At 65.9% G+C, this 14,303-nt stretch carries 14 protein-coding genes and 1 tRNA gene; 6 read left to right on the top strand and 9 right to left on the bottom strand.

Translation table 11 applies throughout. The annotated features are described in order from the left end of the window. The 6 genes from Mrose_RS10040 to Mrose_RS10015 form a co-directional block, all read right to left on the bottom strand. Positions 1 to 134, bottom strand: a 134-nt coding sequence (locus Mrose_RS10040; RefSeq protein WP_147371611.1) for an adenylyltransferase/cytidyltransferase family protein, incomplete at its 3' end; no start/stop codon positions are given. Between the two features lie 154 nt (positions 135 to 288). Beyond that, complete coding sequence (gene obgE / locus Mrose_RS10035; RefSeq protein ID WP_119277884.1) at positions 289 to 1,539, bottom strand: GTPase ObgE; 1,251 nt, start codon at positions 1,537 to 1,539, stop codon at positions 289 to 291. 94 nt (positions 1,540 to 1,633) lie between these two features. Then, positions 1,634 to 1,903 (bottom strand): 50S ribosomal protein L27, encoded by a 270-nt coding sequence (gene rpmA, locus Mrose_RS10030; protein WP_119277882.1) that lies wholly within the window; start codon positions 1,901 to 1,903, stop codon positions 1,634 to 1,636. Between the two features lie 88 nt (positions 1,904 to 1,991). Continuing rightward, the gene (rplU, locus tag Mrose_RS10025; RefSeq protein ID WP_119277880.1) at positions 1,992 to 2,297 is read right to left on the bottom strand and encodes a 50S ribosomal protein L21; all 306 of its coding nucleotides are present in this window, start codon (positions 2,295 to 2,297) and stop codon (positions 1,992 to 1,994) included. Positions 2,298 to 2,428: 131 nt separating this feature from the next. Then, positions 2,429 to 2,504: transfer RNA gene (locus Mrose_RS10020), tRNA-Ala, on the bottom strand. A 17-nt stretch (positions 2,505 to 2,521) separates the two neighbouring features. Beyond that, positions 2,522 to 3,109, bottom strand: coding sequence for a Uma2 family endonuclease (locus Mrose_RS10015; protein ID WP_119277878.1), 588 nt, complete (start codon positions 3,107 to 3,109; stop codon positions 2,522 to 2,524). A 347-nt stretch (positions 3,110 to 3,456) separates the two neighbouring features. On the opposite strand from Mrose_RS10015, the gene Mrose_RS19790 reads away from it, so the two are divergent. Both Mrose_RS19790 and Mrose_RS10005 read left to right on the top strand, forming a co-directional pair. Beyond that, on the top strand, positions 3,457 to 3,900 hold the full coding sequence (locus tag Mrose_RS19790; RefSeq protein ID WP_119277876.1) for a prepilin-type N-terminal cleavage/methylation domain-containing protein: 444 nt from the start codon (positions 3,457 to 3,459) through the stop codon (positions 3,898 to 3,900). 56 nt (positions 3,901 to 3,956) lie between these two features. Beyond that, entirely contained in the window at positions 3,957 to 4,406 is a 450-nt protein-coding gene (locus tag Mrose_RS10005; protein WP_119277874.1) for a prepilin-type N-terminal cleavage/methylation domain-containing protein, read from the top strand. A gap of 126 nt (positions 4,407 to 4,532) precedes the next feature. On the opposite strand, the gene Mrose_RS10000 is transcribed toward Mrose_RS10005, so the two are convergent. Both Mrose_RS10000 and Mrose_RS09995 read right to left on the bottom strand, forming a co-directional pair. Next, on the bottom strand, positions 4,533 to 5,450 hold the full coding sequence (locus Mrose_RS10000) for an RluA family pseudouridine synthase (protein WP_119277872.1): 918 nt from the start codon (positions 5,448 to 5,450) through the stop codon (positions 4,533 to 4,535). A gap of 170 nt (positions 5,451 to 5,620) precedes the next feature. Then, on the bottom strand, positions 5,621 to 6,523 hold the full coding sequence (locus tag Mrose_RS09995; protein ID WP_119277870.1) for a universal stress protein: 903 nt from the start codon (positions 6,521 to 6,523) through the stop codon (positions 5,621 to 5,623). 61 nt (positions 6,524 to 6,584) lie between these two features. Here Mrose_RS09995 and Mrose_RS09990 point away from each other — a divergent pair, with 61 nt between their 5' ends. The 3 genes from Mrose_RS09990 (at position 6,585) to Mrose_RS09980 (ending at position 9,642) form a co-directional block, all read left to right on the top strand. After that, entirely contained in the window at positions 6,585 to 7,223 is a 639-nt protein-coding gene (locus Mrose_RS09990) for an HD domain-containing protein (protein WP_119277868.1), read from the top strand. Positions 7,224 to 7,377: 154 nt separating this feature from the next. Continuing rightward, positions 7,378 to 8,364: a Holliday junction branch migration DNA helicase RuvB gene (gene ruvB / locus Mrose_RS09985; RefSeq protein ID WP_119277867.1), complete on the top strand. Its 987-nt coding sequence runs from the start codon at positions 7,378 to 7,380 to the stop codon at positions 8,362 to 8,364. A gap of 231 nt (positions 8,365 to 8,595) precedes the next feature. Further along, complete coding sequence (locus Mrose_RS09980; protein ID WP_119277865.1) at positions 8,596 to 9,642, top strand: response regulator; 1,047 nt, start codon at positions 8,596 to 8,598, stop codon at positions 9,640 to 9,642. Between the two features lie 6 nt (positions 9,643 to 9,648). On the opposite strand, the gene Mrose_RS09975 is transcribed toward Mrose_RS09980, so the two are convergent. Further along, the gene (locus tag Mrose_RS09975) at positions 9,649 to 13,062 is read right to left on the bottom strand and encodes a PAS domain S-box protein (protein ID WP_119277863.1); all 3,414 of its coding nucleotides are present in this window, start codon (positions 13,060 to 13,062) and stop codon (positions 9,649 to 9,651) included. Between the two features lie 101 nt (positions 13,063 to 13,163). Between Mrose_RS09975 and Mrose_RS09970 the strand changes: the two genes are divergently transcribed. Continuing rightward, positions 13,164 to 14,282 carry a site-2 protease family protein gene (locus tag Mrose_RS09970; protein ID WP_119277861.1) on the top strand — a complete coding sequence of 373 codons (1,119 nt, stop codon included), beginning with the start codon at positions 13,164 to 13,166 and terminating at the stop codon, positions 14,280 to 14,282. The last annotated feature ends 21 nt before the right edge of the window (positions 14,283 to 14,303 follow it).

The following is a 14,303-nucleotide window of genomic DNA, read 5'->3' as shown; positions in this document are numbered from 1 at the left end:
GTCTTGTGGGGTGGGCGGGCCGCCGTGACGAAGAGCACCCGCTCGAGCCCCAGCGCCGCCGCCGACTCCGAGGCCGCCAGCAGGTGCCCCAGGTGGATGGGATCGAAGCTGCCGCCGAAGATGCCGATGCGCATAAGTCTGACGCCGAAGGCTAAACGCCAAACGCCGAACGGTAGGGGTCGTACGTCATACGTCGTATGCCAAAAGCTTGCAGCCTGTGATTCGTGGCTAGAACAAGCTCTTGACCACGAGCCATACGCAATACGCTATGTGCCATACGCTTTACGCTCACACCTCCGGGATGTACTCGAACTCCACCCCGGCCAGCCTTACGGTGTCGCCCGCGCGGACACCGCGGGCCTCGAGCGCCGATTCTACACGATAGCGCCTGAACAAATCCTGCAAGTACCCCGCCATCTCGCTCACCTCGCCCTTCATGCGCGAGAGCTGGCGCTCGAGCTGCGGGGCCCTGACCTCGAAGACCCCCTCCTCGACCTCCTCGACCTGGATGCCGGTGTCGGGCGGGGGAGGGGGCGCGGGGGTCTGAAGGGCAGGCCTGGGCGCGGCCTGCACCAAGGCGAAGAGGGCATCTACCAGCGGCTCGAGGCCCTCCCCGCTCAGTGCCGAGATGGCCAGCACCGGCAAGCCGAAGCCGGCGAGTTCGGCCTCGAGCCTGCCAACCTCCTCGGGGGTGAGCAGGTCGATCTTGTTGAGCGCGACCAGCGAAGGTCGCTTCAGAAGCTCGGGGTCATAAGCCCGCAGTTCCCCTTGCAGCGTGCGCAGGGTTTCCACGGGCTTGTCGCTGCCGTCGAGCACGTACAGCAGCACGCGGGTGCGTCCGATGTGGCGCAGGAAATCCAGCCCCAGTCCCCTGCCCTGGCTGGCTCCCTCGATGATGCCAGGGATGTCGGCCATGGTGATGCGCTCGCCCTCACCCCGCTCGATGACGCCGAGGTTGGGAGCCAGGGTGGTGAAGGGGTAGGCGGCTATCTTGGGCGAGGCCGCGGTGAGGTCGGCCAGCAGGCTGCTCTTGCCCGCGTTGGGATAGCCCACCAGGCCCACGTCGGCCAGCAGCATCAACTCCAGCCGCAGCCGCCGCTTCTCACCGGGCAGCCCCCCTTCGGCGAAGCGGGGCGCCTGCCGCGTGGGGGTGACGAAGTGGCGGTTGCCCCGCCCACCCTGCCCGCCCTGGGCTACCACCACGCTCTGGCCTTCCTCGACCAGATCGGCCAGCAGCTCGCCGGTCTGTGCATCGAAGACCCGCGTCCCCCGCGGCACCTCCACCACCAGGTCGCGCCCTCCACGCCCGTCCATGCCCTTGCCCAGGCCGTGTTCGCCGTCCTCGGCGCGGTAGATGCGCTTGGAGAGGGTGGAAAGGGAGTCCACCTGCCCCAGCGCCCGCAGGATGACCGAGCCCCCGTCGCCCCCGTCGCCCCCGTCGGGCCCGCCCTTGGCAATGTACTTCTCGCGCCAGAAGCTGATGGCCCCGTCGCCTCCGCGCCCGGCTATGACGGTGATCTCGAGCGTATCCCTGAACATGGCTACAGACTATCCTTAGGTTCTGCGTCGTATACGCAAAAATCAGAGGCCGAAGGCTAAAGGCAGGGCCTTCAGCTTTCGGCCTTCGGGGGCTTCAGGCCCGTCCAGCTTCAGCGGGCTTTACCGAAACGAAGCGCCCCATGCGGCCTTTGTCCGCGAACTCCACCACCCCATCCACCAGGGCGAAGAGGGTGTAGTCACGGCCCATGCCCACGCCCGCTCCGGCGCGGAACTTGGTGCCGCGCTGGCGCACCAGCACGTTGCCCGCCCGCACCACCTCGCCGCCGAACTTCTTCACGCCCAGGCGCTTAGCTTGGGAGTCGCGCCCGTTCTTAGTCGAACCCAGACCTTTCTTGTGTGCCATAACAAGCTCCTTCGGAGCGCCTATAGCGGATAGCCAATAGCTGATAGCAGTTTCTGGCTATGGGCTATCGACCACCGGCTATGGGCTCTTACGCGCGGATCTCCTTGACCACGATCTCGGTGTAAGGCTGGCGGTGGCCCCGCTTGCGGCGGTACTGCACCTTGGCCTTGAACTTCATCACCAGGATTTTGCGGCCTTTGCCGTGACCCACCACCTCGGCCACCACTTTGGCGCCGGGCACGGTGGGGTTGCCTACCACGGTCTTTTCCCCGCCCAGCAAGAGGGCATCGAACTCGACGGTCTGACCCGCTTCGGCCTCGAGCTTCTCCACGCGCAGCTTCGCGCCGGGTTCGGCCCGGTATTGTTTTCCTCCGGTCTCGATGATTGCGAACATTAAGCTTCCTCCGCGCAGGCTTGGCAATGGCAAGCCGTGGGCTTTTAGCCCAGCCAACGATCAACTATAGCGGCTGCTGCTTCATATATCAAGCCCAAAAGAAAAACCCCGGCGCATGGCCGGAGTCTTCTTGGTGGAGCTGAGGGGATTCGAACCCCTGACCTTCTGAATGCCATTCAGACGCGCTCCCAGCTGCGCCACAGCCCCGAACAGCAACCGCTATGTTAGCCGTGGTCGTTGGGGTTGTCAATACTGGGCACGTCGGTTCCTTCATACACCGCGTCCAGGCTGAGGGAGAGCCCTAAGCAGGGCACTTCGAATTCACCTGCTCCCTGAATATCCTGGTAAAGCCACTGCTCGTTCTGCCTGTAATATCCCTCCACCCGCCTCCGGCGCGCGTCTACCAGCAGGTAAGCCTGCAAGGTAGAAAGCCCCTGGTAGGCCAGGCGCTTCTCACCCCGATCCTGTCGTTCTGTGGAAGCAGAGAGGATCTCCACCACCAGGCAGGGGCTATCCTCGTATAAGGGGCTCTTCGGCGAAGGACCGCAGACCAGCATCAGGTCCGGGTAATAAGCCGTCCTTTCGCCTACGCGGAGCTTCATATCCGAGGCGAAGAGGCGGCACCCCTTTTCTCGTGCGGCGGGCCGCAAAAGGGTTGCCAGGTTCACCGTGATGAGGTTGTGGTTCCGAGTAGCCCCGGCCATGGCATACAGAACGCCGTCTACCAGCTCATGCTTGCGCCGGGCTTTTTCCTCCAGGGTCAGGTATTCATTGAAGGTAAGAGGCTGCAAGGCCCGTGTAATTCCCGCCATGCGCCCAGTCTAAAGCCTCCATACCCCAGCCAGGCCCACCCGGTTAAAGGCTTACTGGCGGGAGTACAGCCCTGGGGCTTAATGATATTTCCGTAACGCCCAATTGCGTTTGTGTCGCATTAAACGAGTTAAGCAAAGACCATGAAGCGCTACGCTAGCACAGCGGAATCTTATAACTTGTTCATTTGACCTTGCGAGCGCCCACACCCCTTGTTAGCATCACCCTTGGATTGGGCACAACCCAATACCAAACGTCGGCAAATCGGCAATAGGCTCTCTAGCTGCACTACTGGAAGTCCCGCGCCAATACCCATATATCAGTTTGGCCGGGAGAAGGAAGGAAGAACATGCGCAACGCCAAAGGCTTCACCCTGATCGAGCTCCTGATCGTCATCGCAATCATCGCCATCCTGGCCGCCGTGCTCATCCCCAATGTGATCGGTGCCCGTAAGCGTGCCAATGACAGCTCTGCCCAGAGCTACGCCCGTCAGGTCGCCACCAATGTAGAGTCTTACCTGGCCGCTCAACCCACCAATAAAGTGAGTGACATTACTGGTGGTGGGGCAGCGGGTGATGCCAGCGGCGAATGTAACACCACTCCTCAACTCACTGGTGAGGGCTTGGCTACCACCTACCCGACCTCTGTCCTCAGCTGTAAGGTAACTAACGATGGTAATGGTGGTTATGGTATTCAGGTTCGGTCTGTTACTCAAACTTACTGGACTCTCTACAATGGTACCTTTAAGAAGCAGGCTTCAGATGTGAGCACCCAGGATCCCGCGACCTGGTAAAACTCCACCAGAAGCACGGCCCCACTGGGGCCGTGCTTTCCTAAAGAGGCAAGGCCATGAGAAAACACGGCGGGTTCACCCTAATTGAGTTGCTGATAGTGATCGCCGTAATTGCAACGCTCGCTGCTGTGCTCATCCTGCCTGTTACAACAGCACGCAAAAGAGCACAGAATTCGGGTGCCCAGACTTTTGCACGTCAAGTAGCCGGGTATGTGGAGTCATACCTGTCAAATCCCTTAAATAGTGTGGCCAAGTTGACGGGGGGTAACGTTGCAGGTTCCCATGCCGAATGTTCGGCGGCAGATGGTGGGGCACTGCAAGGCGAAGGTCTAAGCTCTACGTATCCTGCTCCTGTTGAGGCTAACAGCTGTTTCATAGTGAATGATGGTAACGGTGGATATGGAATACAGGTACAGGCTGCCACTAAAACCTATTGGACAATTTATAACGGATTGATTAAAGAACAGGCCTCAGATAAAAGCAGCACAGATCCAGCCACATGGTAAATGTCGGCTTGCAATATCGCCCCCGGAAACTTCCGGGGGCGATACCTTTGCTTGATTAGCCTGTTGAGGCTAAGCATTTCGCAAAGCGTTTGGACACGAAACAAAGTGTTCGGATGAGAAACAAACCTAACCCGCGCTTAAGGCGGCCTCGAGGTCGCCGCCCCCCAAAGCCTCCCAGGCCTGGGCCATGTCTCCGGGGATAGGGGCCTGGAACTCCAGCAGCTTCCCCGTCCTCGGATGGGGAAGCCGCAATTCGTAGGCGTGGAGGGCGTGGCGGGCGATGTGGGGGCTGGGCTTGCCGTAGACCTCGTCGCCCAGGATGGGGGCGTGGAGGTGCTTGAGGTGAACGCGGATCTGGTGGGTGCGGCCTGTGTGGGGGCGGGCGTCCACGAGGGCGAAGACCCCGGCGGTTTGCAGCACCGCGAAGTCGGTCTCGGCGTAGCGGGCGGCGATGCCGCCCACGCTCATGCGGGTGCGGTCTACCGGGTGGCGGCCAATGGGGGCGATGAGCACGCCCTCCTTAGGGACGCCCACGGTGATGGCGACGTAGCGCTTGAAGACGCTGCGGCCCCGGAAGGCCTCGGCCAGGCGGCGGTGGGCGGCCTCGTGGCGGGCGACCACGATGACGCCGCTGGTGTCCTTGTCGAGGCGGTGGACGATGCCGGGGCGCACCAGCTCGGGCTTCTCGCCCTCGGCAGCCCGCAGGCCGTAGCGGCCCAGGATGGCGTTGACCAGAGTGCCCGAGACCACGCCGGGGGCCGGGTGGGTGATCATCCCGGCGGGCTTGTTGACCACCACGAGGTCGGCGTCCTCGTAGAGCACCTCGAGCTCGACCTCTTCCGGCTCGATGGTGGTGGGTTCGGGGGGCGGGGGCTCGAGTTCGACCGTTTCGCCCTTGAGCTTGTAGCCCGCCTTGGTGATGGGCTTGCCGCCCACCCGCACCAGCCCGGCGGCGATCCACTCCTGGGCTTTGGCCCGGCTGGTCTGGGCTTCCTGGGCCACCGCCTGGTCGAGGCGCACCCCTTCGGCGCTGAAACGCAACACGGGGGTATTGTGGAACGCCGGAGGCGGAACGTCAAACGGGGGATGCGGAATGTCGGACGCTGATGGCGGATAGCCGGGCGCGGGTCGTACGTCTGATGCGGGTCGTACGTCGTACGCAAGATGCAAGACGCCTTGGCCCTCGACCCTCGACCCTGGACCCTCGACGCCTCTCACGCCGGGCGGCTTTGGGGGCGGTTCGGCACCACCAGCACCGGCTTGGGAGCGTGGTTGGCGACTTTCTGGGCTACCGAGCCGATCAGCAAGCGGCCCAGCCAACCGCGCCCGTGGGTGCCCATGACGAGCCAGTCGTGGTCCTGGGCGGCTTCGATGATGGTGTCGGCCACGTCGTCGCGGCGCAGGAGTTCGCTGTGAGCCTCGACGCCCGCGGCCTGGGCCTGCTTCATCAGGGCCTCGAGGCCGTGGTCGTAGCTCTGGCGCAGGACTTCGGCCTGCTCGGGAGGCACGTCGCGGGGGACGAAGGCGGGCGGCATGGGGATGAGGGTGCTGGGGTTCTGCAGCACGCTGAGGAAGGTGACCCTCGCGCCGAAGCGCTGGGCCAGCTTGAGCCCGTGCCGCACGGCTTGCTGGCTGGGCTCGCTGGTGTCGGTGGGCAGCAGGAGCGACCTGGGGGGGATCGGGGCAGCCTGGCGGGCCTGGCGCACCAGGAGCACCGGGATGGGGCTGTGCCGCAAGACCTCCTGGGTCACCAGACCCATGGGCCAGCGCTCGCCTCCACCCACGCCGTGGGGGCTCATCACGATGAGGTCGTGAGAGCGGGCCGCCTCGAGGATGCTGGGCACGGGGTAGCCCGGCACGCCTTCCAGGGCCGCTTCGATCCCGGCTTCGGCGGCCATCCTCTGCGCTTGGTTCAGCACCTGCTTGGTGGCTTTCTGGCGGTCGAGGTCGGGAGGGAAGATCAGGTCGCCGAGGGCGGTGGGGATGAGGTTGACCTGGGGCAGGGCGTAGAGGAAGGTCACTTCGCTGCCCAGCCAGCGGGCGAGCTCGAGGCCATAACCCAGAGCGCTTTGGCTGGCAGGGCTGCCGTCGGTGGGCATGAGGATGCGTGAGTACATGAGCCGCCTCCTTTCATCTTCCCTCAGCTTAGTGTTTTCCCAGGCTTTATGCTGGCGCCTGATGGAAGAGCATGCTCATGTTCGGGCGCTGGCCTGCCGCGTGCAGGAGGATTTCGCCGCCGACCCTGGCGGGCACGATTGGTGGCATGTGTGGCGGGTGTGGCAGATGGCCCGGCGATTGGCGCTGGCGGAGGGGGCCGAGGTGTACTTGGTCGAACTGGCCGCCCTGGGCCACGACGTGGAGGACTGGAAGCTCGAGCGCCCCCACGGCACGTTGCGCGGCTGGCTCGAGGAAATCGGAGTGGAGGGCGAGGTCATCGAGCGGGTCGAGGAGATCTGTCGGCGGGTGAGCTTCAAGGGGGCTGGGGTGCCCGACGAGATGCCCAGCCTCGAGGGAAAAATCGTGCAGGACGCCGACCGGCTGGACGCCATTGGCGCGATCGCCATCGCCCGCACCTTCGCCTATGGCGCAGCCAGAGGACGACCGATCTATGACCCTGGGGAAGAGCCCATCCTGCACGGCTCGTTCGAGCACTACAAGACGTCGAACTCGAGCAGCCTGATGCACTTCTACGAGAAGCTCTTCCTGCTCAAGGATCGCTTGCACACCGCTTCGGCCCGCGCCATCGCCCAAGAGCGCCACGCCTTCATGGAGCGCTACGTCGAGCAATTCCTGGCCGAGTGGGAGGGCAGGGCGTAAGGGGTAAGGGGTTAGAGAAAAGGCATTAGGCGTTGGGCGTTTTGCCTACGCCGTAGGACGTATGACGTACGACCCCATGGTTATCGACGCATCAGCCATTCCATCCGAATGCCCATCCCCAATTTCGCTATAAACGTAATATACTGAACAAGATATGATGGGTGTCGTGGAAAGCGATCTGACCCTGCGGCCTAAGCGGCTGGAGGATTATGTCGGTCAGGGTAAGCTCAAGAAGAAGCTGTGGGTTTACCTCGAGGCCGCCAGGAACCGGGGGGAAGCCCTCGACCACATGCTGTTGTTCGGCCCGCCGGGGCTGGGCAAGACCACCTTGGCCCACGTCATCGCCTACGAGCTGGGGGTGAACATCCGTGTGACCAGCGGCCCGGCCATCGAGAAGCCCGGCGACCTCGCAGCCATCCTGACCAACAGCCTCGAGGAAGGCGATATCCTTTTCATCGACGAGATTCACCGTCTCTCGCGCTCCGCCGAGGAGCACCTCTACCCGGCGATGGAGGACTTCAAGATCGACATCGTCATCGGGCAGGGCCCGGCGGCCCGTACCCTGCGCCTGGATTTGCCGCGCTTCACCCTCATCGGGGCCACCACCCGCCAGGGGTTAATCTCCGGTCCCCTGCGCAGTCGTTTCGGCATCATCGAGCACCTCGAGTTCTACACCGAGGCCGAGCTGGCCGAGGGGGTGGCCCGCGACGCCCGCCTGCTGGGCCTGGAACTCGCCCCCGAGGCCGCGCTGGAGATCGGACACCGCAGCCGGGGGACCATGCGCATCGCCAAGCGCCTCTTCCGCCGGGTGCGCGACTTCGCCGAGGTGAGCGGGGAGCGTAGTATTGGCCTCGAGCGCACCAAAGCCGCCTTGGACGCGCTGGGCCTGGACCCTCTGGGCCTGGACTCCCGCGACCGCTTCATCCTGAGCACCCTCATCGAGCGCTTCGCCGGTGGGCCGGTGGGCCTGGAGACCCTGGCCACGGCCATCTCCGAAGATGCCCAGACGCTCGAGGAGGTACACGAGCCCTTCCTGATCCAACTGGGCCTCATCAAGCGCACCTTCCGGGGCCGTGTAGCTACCGAGCGGGCCTACAAGCACCTGGGCTACCCCCTGCCCGAGCAGCGCTTGTTCGAGTGAGGTTTTAAGCCGTAAGCGGCCAGCGAAAGGCTGGTGGCTCGTGGTGGAACCCCGCCCCGCTGGCGGGAGGGAATATCCCCCCTGCCCCCCTTGTTAAGGGGGGTAAAGAAAGGGCGTTTTGCGTACGGCGTAGGACGTACGACCTGCGCCCGGCGTTCGGCTATCGACCATTGACCCTATGTTCACCTTCCCCCGTGCTACGCCACGCTGCCGTGTAGCATAAGGACCAGTGTGATCCGGGCACGAATCGGCGAAATCGAACTCAGCGACCTGTTGCGTTCCCTCGAGGCCAACCGAGCCAACGCGGTGGTCACGGTGCGCTGCGAGGAGGTGATGGGCCGGGTACACCTGCGGGAGGGGCAGTTGCTGTACGCCTCCACCGAGCCAGGGCCGCACCTGGGGGAGTACCTGGTGCGCCTGGAGTTTTTGACCCTCGAGCAGACCCAGGAACTCGTGCTGCGGCAGGAGCGGGAAAACCCCGGCACCCCCTTGGGGCAGCTCGCCTTGCGGCTGGGCTGGCTCGAGCCCGCGGATTTGCGCGAGGCGCTGAATGCCCAGGTGATGGAAGCCCTGGCCACGCTGCTGGCCCAGCGCACGGGGGACATCATCGCCGAGGCCGTGAGCGACAATGCCTCGCAGGTGCTCCTGCCGGAGATGCTCGACACCAGCGCCGTGCTCTTCGAGGCGGCCCGTCGGCTGGACGAGTGGCGGCGGGGCAAGGTGAAGCCGGAGGCGGTGCTGCGCGTCGTTAGCGACCCCACCCGCCACGCCCTCTCCGCCGAAGCCTGGAGCGTGCTCGAGCTGGTGGACGGGCTCAAACGCGCCCGCTCCATCGCGCTGGAGTCCGACCTGCCGGAAACCCAGGTCTACCACCTGCTCTACGAACTGCAAAGCCGGGGCTTGCTGGGTGAGGCCGAAGTGCGTCCCGCCGACCCCTTGATCCTGGTGGTGGCCGAGTCCTCCTTGGTGCGCCGCCTGCTGCTGGTGACCCTCGAGCGCTCGCGCTACCGGGTGGTCATGCCCCACGACCCCGACTCCGCTCGGCGCATGCTCGAGCACCACAAGCCCCAGGCGGTGATCCTCCAGGTGCGCGACCTGGCCGAGCGGGTCCGGCAACTGCGAGCTTCGTCCGATGGCCGCTTCGTGCCCATCTGGGCGATATCTGAAGACCCTCCCAGGGGGCTTTGGGTACGCAGCGCCCGTTTGGGACACATCCCCAAACCCTTCAGGGAAGGGGATTTGCTCGAGGCCCTCTCGGGCATCAAGCGCAAGGTGTAGGAGGGCTCACCGCGCCGAGGAGTCCTCGGCGTGCATGAGCTCGAGGAAGGCCGCCACCACCTCAGGGTCGAACTGCTTCCCGCTTTGCTCACGGATGTACTCCAGGGCCTTTTCCCTCGGCCAGGCCGGGCGGTAGGGACGGTCGGAGGTGAGGGCGTCGTAGACGTCGATCACCGCGAAGATGCGGGCTTCCAGGGGGATGGCCTCACCCTTGAGCCCCCGCGGGTAGCCCGAGCCGTCCCAGCGCTCATGGTGGGCATAGGGGATGGCCAGGGCCTTGCGCAGGAAGGGGATGCCGGAGAGCCACTGGTGGGCGAGGGTGGGGTGCTTGCGCATGAGCGCCCACTCCTCCTCGCTGAGCGACCCCGGCTTGAGCAGCACGGCGTCGGGGACGCCCAGCTTGCCCACGTCGTGCAGGATGGCCCCGCGGCGCAGGTGCTCGAGGTCCTCCTCCGGCAGTCCCATTTGCCTCGCCAGCTTCAGCGTCAGCTCGGTGACGCGCTGGGTGTGCCCGGCGGTCTCCTGGTCGCGCATCTCCACCGCCTGGGCCCAGCCCAGAAGGGTGAGGTCGTAGGCCAGCTCCAGCTCAAGCTTGGCCCGCTGCAAGCCCTCGAAGAGGCGGCTGTTCTCGATGGCGATGCTCCCTTGCGTGGCCAGCGCCTCCAGAAACTCCTCCTCCTCGCTCGAGAGGTCCCAGGGACGGCGGGTGAAGGCCACCAGCACCCCCAAAAGCTCCCCCTTGGCCAGCAGAGGCAAAGCCCGCATGGCCACGAAGCCCTCGCGCAACGTGAACTCGGGGGCGAAGCCGGGGTCGCGGGTGAGGTCGTCCACCCCCACCGGACGCCGCTCCAAAGCGGCACGGCCCGTGTGCCCCTGGCCCAGCGGGACGCTAAGGCGGCGCACCTCCGAGGGAGGGGAGCGGAAACCGCGGGTCTCGATCGTCTCGAGCATGCGGCTTTCCTTGCGGTACAGCAGCAGCGAGACCGCGTCCAGGGGCAGGCGCATGAGCTGCTCGCAGAAAACCTCGAGGGCCAGGCGCAGGTCCAGGCTGGCGCTGATGGCCTGGTCGATGGCGCGCAGGGCCTCGAGCTGACCCACGCGCGCCTCGAGCTTCCGCCGCAGCGAGGCCCTGCGCACCGCGTTGCCGATGGCCTCGCCGATGAGCTCCAAGCGCTTCAGCTCGCGCGCACTGAGCTCGCGAGGGTGGGCCACGGCCAGCGTGAGCGCCCCGACGCGCCAGCTTCCCGCCCGCAGGGGCAGCACCACGCCGCCCCAGCCTGGGGGCACCAGGTGGCGGATGGCCGGGCGCAGCTTGGGGTCGGCGGCGAACTCGCGGCTGACGTAGGGCACCCCGTGCAGCAGGACCCAGCCGGTGAGACTCTCCTCCTGGACGACGGGGGGGGTGGGGATGGGGGCCAGCCAGCCCCGGCTGGCCACCTCCTCCAGGGAGTGGCTCTCGGGGTCGTAGAGCAGCACGCTGCCCACGGGGGTGTCCAGGAGGGCCAGGGTCTCGTCCAGGGCGGCCACGAGCATCACCTTGAGCTCGTCGGAGCGGCGCAGGGCTTCGGCGAGCCGGACCACGGCCTCGAGGTCGAGCTGATGCTCCTGAGCCTCGGTGACGTCGAAGCCCACCCCCAGGACCGCCGGGCGGCCCCCGAAGTCCACACGGGCCGCCGAGTAGTCCAGCCAGCGCGTCTCGCCGCTTTTGGTTCGGATGCGGAAGCGGTAGCGGCTCTCCACGGCCTCACCCCGCAGCCGGGCCTGGCCGCGCGCTCGGACCATCTCCCGGTCGAGGGGGTGCACGAACTCCCAGATGGGGCGGCTTTTGAGTTCCTCCAGCGAATAGCCCGTGGTTCGCTCGGCCTCGCGGTTGGCGAAGACCAGCTGCTCCTCCTGCCACAGCAGGATCAGGGCGGGGGCGGTCTCGGAGAGGGTGCGGAAGAGGGCCTCCTGCTCGGCCAGGGCCCGCTGGGCCTCGAGTTCTTTCGTGGCGTCGTAGGCGTAGCCGGTGAGGAACTGGCCCTCCGGGTCGGCCACCCGGTGCTCCTGGATCCAGACCCACGCCCCGCTTTGGCCGTGGCGATAGCGGTAGCGCAGCACCCGCACCTCGCCGGGGGCGCCGGCGTCTTTGGGCAGGCTGGCTTGGTCCTCGGGGTGGACGTTGCCCCACCACAGGGCGGGATTCTCGAGGAGGGCCTCGGGGGAGTGCCCCAGCACGGTCTGGGCCTGGGGGCTGACGTAGACCGGGCGGCCGGGCTGCCCCGGCAGGAGCGCCACCTGGAACACCACTCCCGAAAGCGCCTCCACGATGGCCTTGAAGCGGCTACGCTCCCGCTCGAGCGAAAGCCGGAGCCGGTCCTCCTCGGTCACGTCGCGCACGTTGAGCACGATGCCCCGCACCGCCGGGTCGTGCAGGAGGTTGCGGCCCCAGACGCGCGCGTGGCGCACCTCTCCGGAAGCGTCGAGGATGCGTAGGCGGTACTCCCGCGTCTGGCCGGGGTGGCGCACGAGGTCCTCCAGGCTGGCCTCGGCGTAGGGGCGGTCTTCGGGGTGGACGAAGGAAAGCACGCTCAGTCGCTCGCGCAGGTAGCCCTGGGGGTCGTAGCCCAGCACCTGCCGCACGTTGGGACTGGCGTAGAGCATGGCGCCGTTTTCGTCCATCAGGTAGATGAGGTCGGAGGTGTTCTCCACCAGGGCGCGGAAGCGCTCCTCCAACCGGGTGCGCTCGCTGATGTCCACCAGGCTGCCTTCGAGGTAGAGCACCTGGCCCTGGCTATCCCGCACCGCGTGGGCGTGCTCCTCCACCCAGAGGACCTCCCCGTCCTTGCGCTGCAGACGGAGGCGCTGGGCCACGACCAAGGGGGTGGTCTCGAGGTGGGCTACGGCTGCTTCGCGCTCCTCCGCTTCCAGGTACAGCGCCCGAGCGTCCAGGCCCAAGAGCTCCTCCCGGCTGTAGCCCAGCATGGCACACAGGGCGGGGTTGGCCTCGAGGATGCGCCCCTCCGGGGTTGAGCGGTAGAGCCCCACCGGCACGGCCTCGAAGAGATCCCGCCGGTGTTTGCGCTCGAGGGCTTTCTCCACCGCGGCCCGCAGGCCGGGGAGCTTCCCCTTCCTCTTGACCACGAACTCGTCCAGGTCCGGTTTGGCGACCGCCATCGCCAAGGGCTCGAGCCGGGGGGGCACCAGCATGACGAGCGGAGTGTCCGGGGCGTAGGCCCTCATGACGCGCAACTCCTCAAGCCCGTCCTCCGGTCTGGGCCCGAGGCTGAGGAGCATCACGTCGTAAGGGCCTTTCTCCAAGGCTCTCTTGAGCGCCTGCAAATCCCCGACAGAATGCCACTCGGCCTCCAGCCCCTCGAGGTGCTGCCGGATGAGCAGAAGGTCGGCTTGGTCGTCCTCGACGAGGAGGATACGAGCCATATCCCAGATTCTACCGGCTGGGGTTGGGAGAGGGGATCATATGACCTGCATCGCCAAAACGCAAGACGCAACCTTCGAGCGGCCACCCGTACAATGAGACGATGTTCCAAAGGGCTATCCGCCTCCCTTTCCGGCTGCTGGGCATTCCGATTTCGCTGGACCTGAGCTTTCTCATCGTGCTGCCTTTCTTTGCCGTTTTGATCGGGAGCCAGCTTCCTGAGTACCTGCGGCTGCTGGGGCTGGAGCCCCAGCCGGCTTTGACCCAGGGGCTCACGCCCTATCTCCTGGGCCTGCTCGCGGCGGTGGGTCTGTTCGCCAGCGTGCTGATTCACGAGCTGGGCCATGCCCTCACGGCGAGGGGCTATGGGGTGCGGACCCGTGAGATCACCCTCTGGCTGCTGGGCGGGGTCGCGCAGCTCGAGCGCATCCCCCGCGCCCGCGGAGCCGAGGCCGTCATCGCCATCGTGGGCCCGCTGGTGAGCCTGGGCCTGGCCGGACTCTGTGCCCTGCTGCGAAGCCTGTCGGCATCGGAGGGTGGCCTGGCCTTTCTGCTGGGCTACCTGAGCGTGGTGAACCTGAGCCTGGCCCTGTTCAACCTCCTCCCGGCCCTGCCGCTGGACGGAGGTAGGGTGTTGCGCAGCGTACTGGCGCTCTACCGACCCTATCTCGAGGCCACCCGCACCGCCGCCGCCGTCAGCCGTTTCCTGGCCTTCGGCCTGGGTTTGCTGGGCTTGCTGATAGGCAACCTCTTCATGGCCCTGGTCGCGCTGTTCGTGTACATGGCCGCCAGCGCTGAGGCCGAGCAGGCGGTGTTCAGCCAGGCCCTGGAGGGGCTGCGGGTGCGCGACCTGATGACCCGAAGCGTCAGCACGGTCATTCCTACCCTGACGGTAACCGGGCTGCTCGAGAAGATGATGGCCGAGCGCCACGTTGACTACCCGGTGGTGGCCGATGGGCGGCTGCTGGGCATGATCGGCCTGGAGGACTTGCAAGGGGCTTCCCCGGATGCTCCGGTGAGTGAGCGAATGCGCCCGCCCCAGACGATTGGCGAGTACGCGGGGGCGCTCGAGGCCCTGCAGCGCATGGCCGAGCAGGGTTTTGCCCACATGGTGGTTATCGATCAGGCCGGAAACCTGGTGGGCATCCTCAGCAAGACCGATTTGCTGAGGATGTTGCAACTGCGCGCGGCCCAACTGAGCATGACGGACCCGCGTGAGTAGCTTCGCTTTGCGTTGGGCAGG

It is taken from the genome of Calidithermus roseus, assembly GCF_003574095.1.
Lineage (GTDB): Bacteria > Deinococcota > Deinococci > Deinococcales > Thermaceae > Calidithermus > Calidithermus roseus.
The sequence above is the reverse complement of the archived record's forward strand: the minus strand, read 5'-3'. Positions and strand labels throughout refer to the sequence as shown.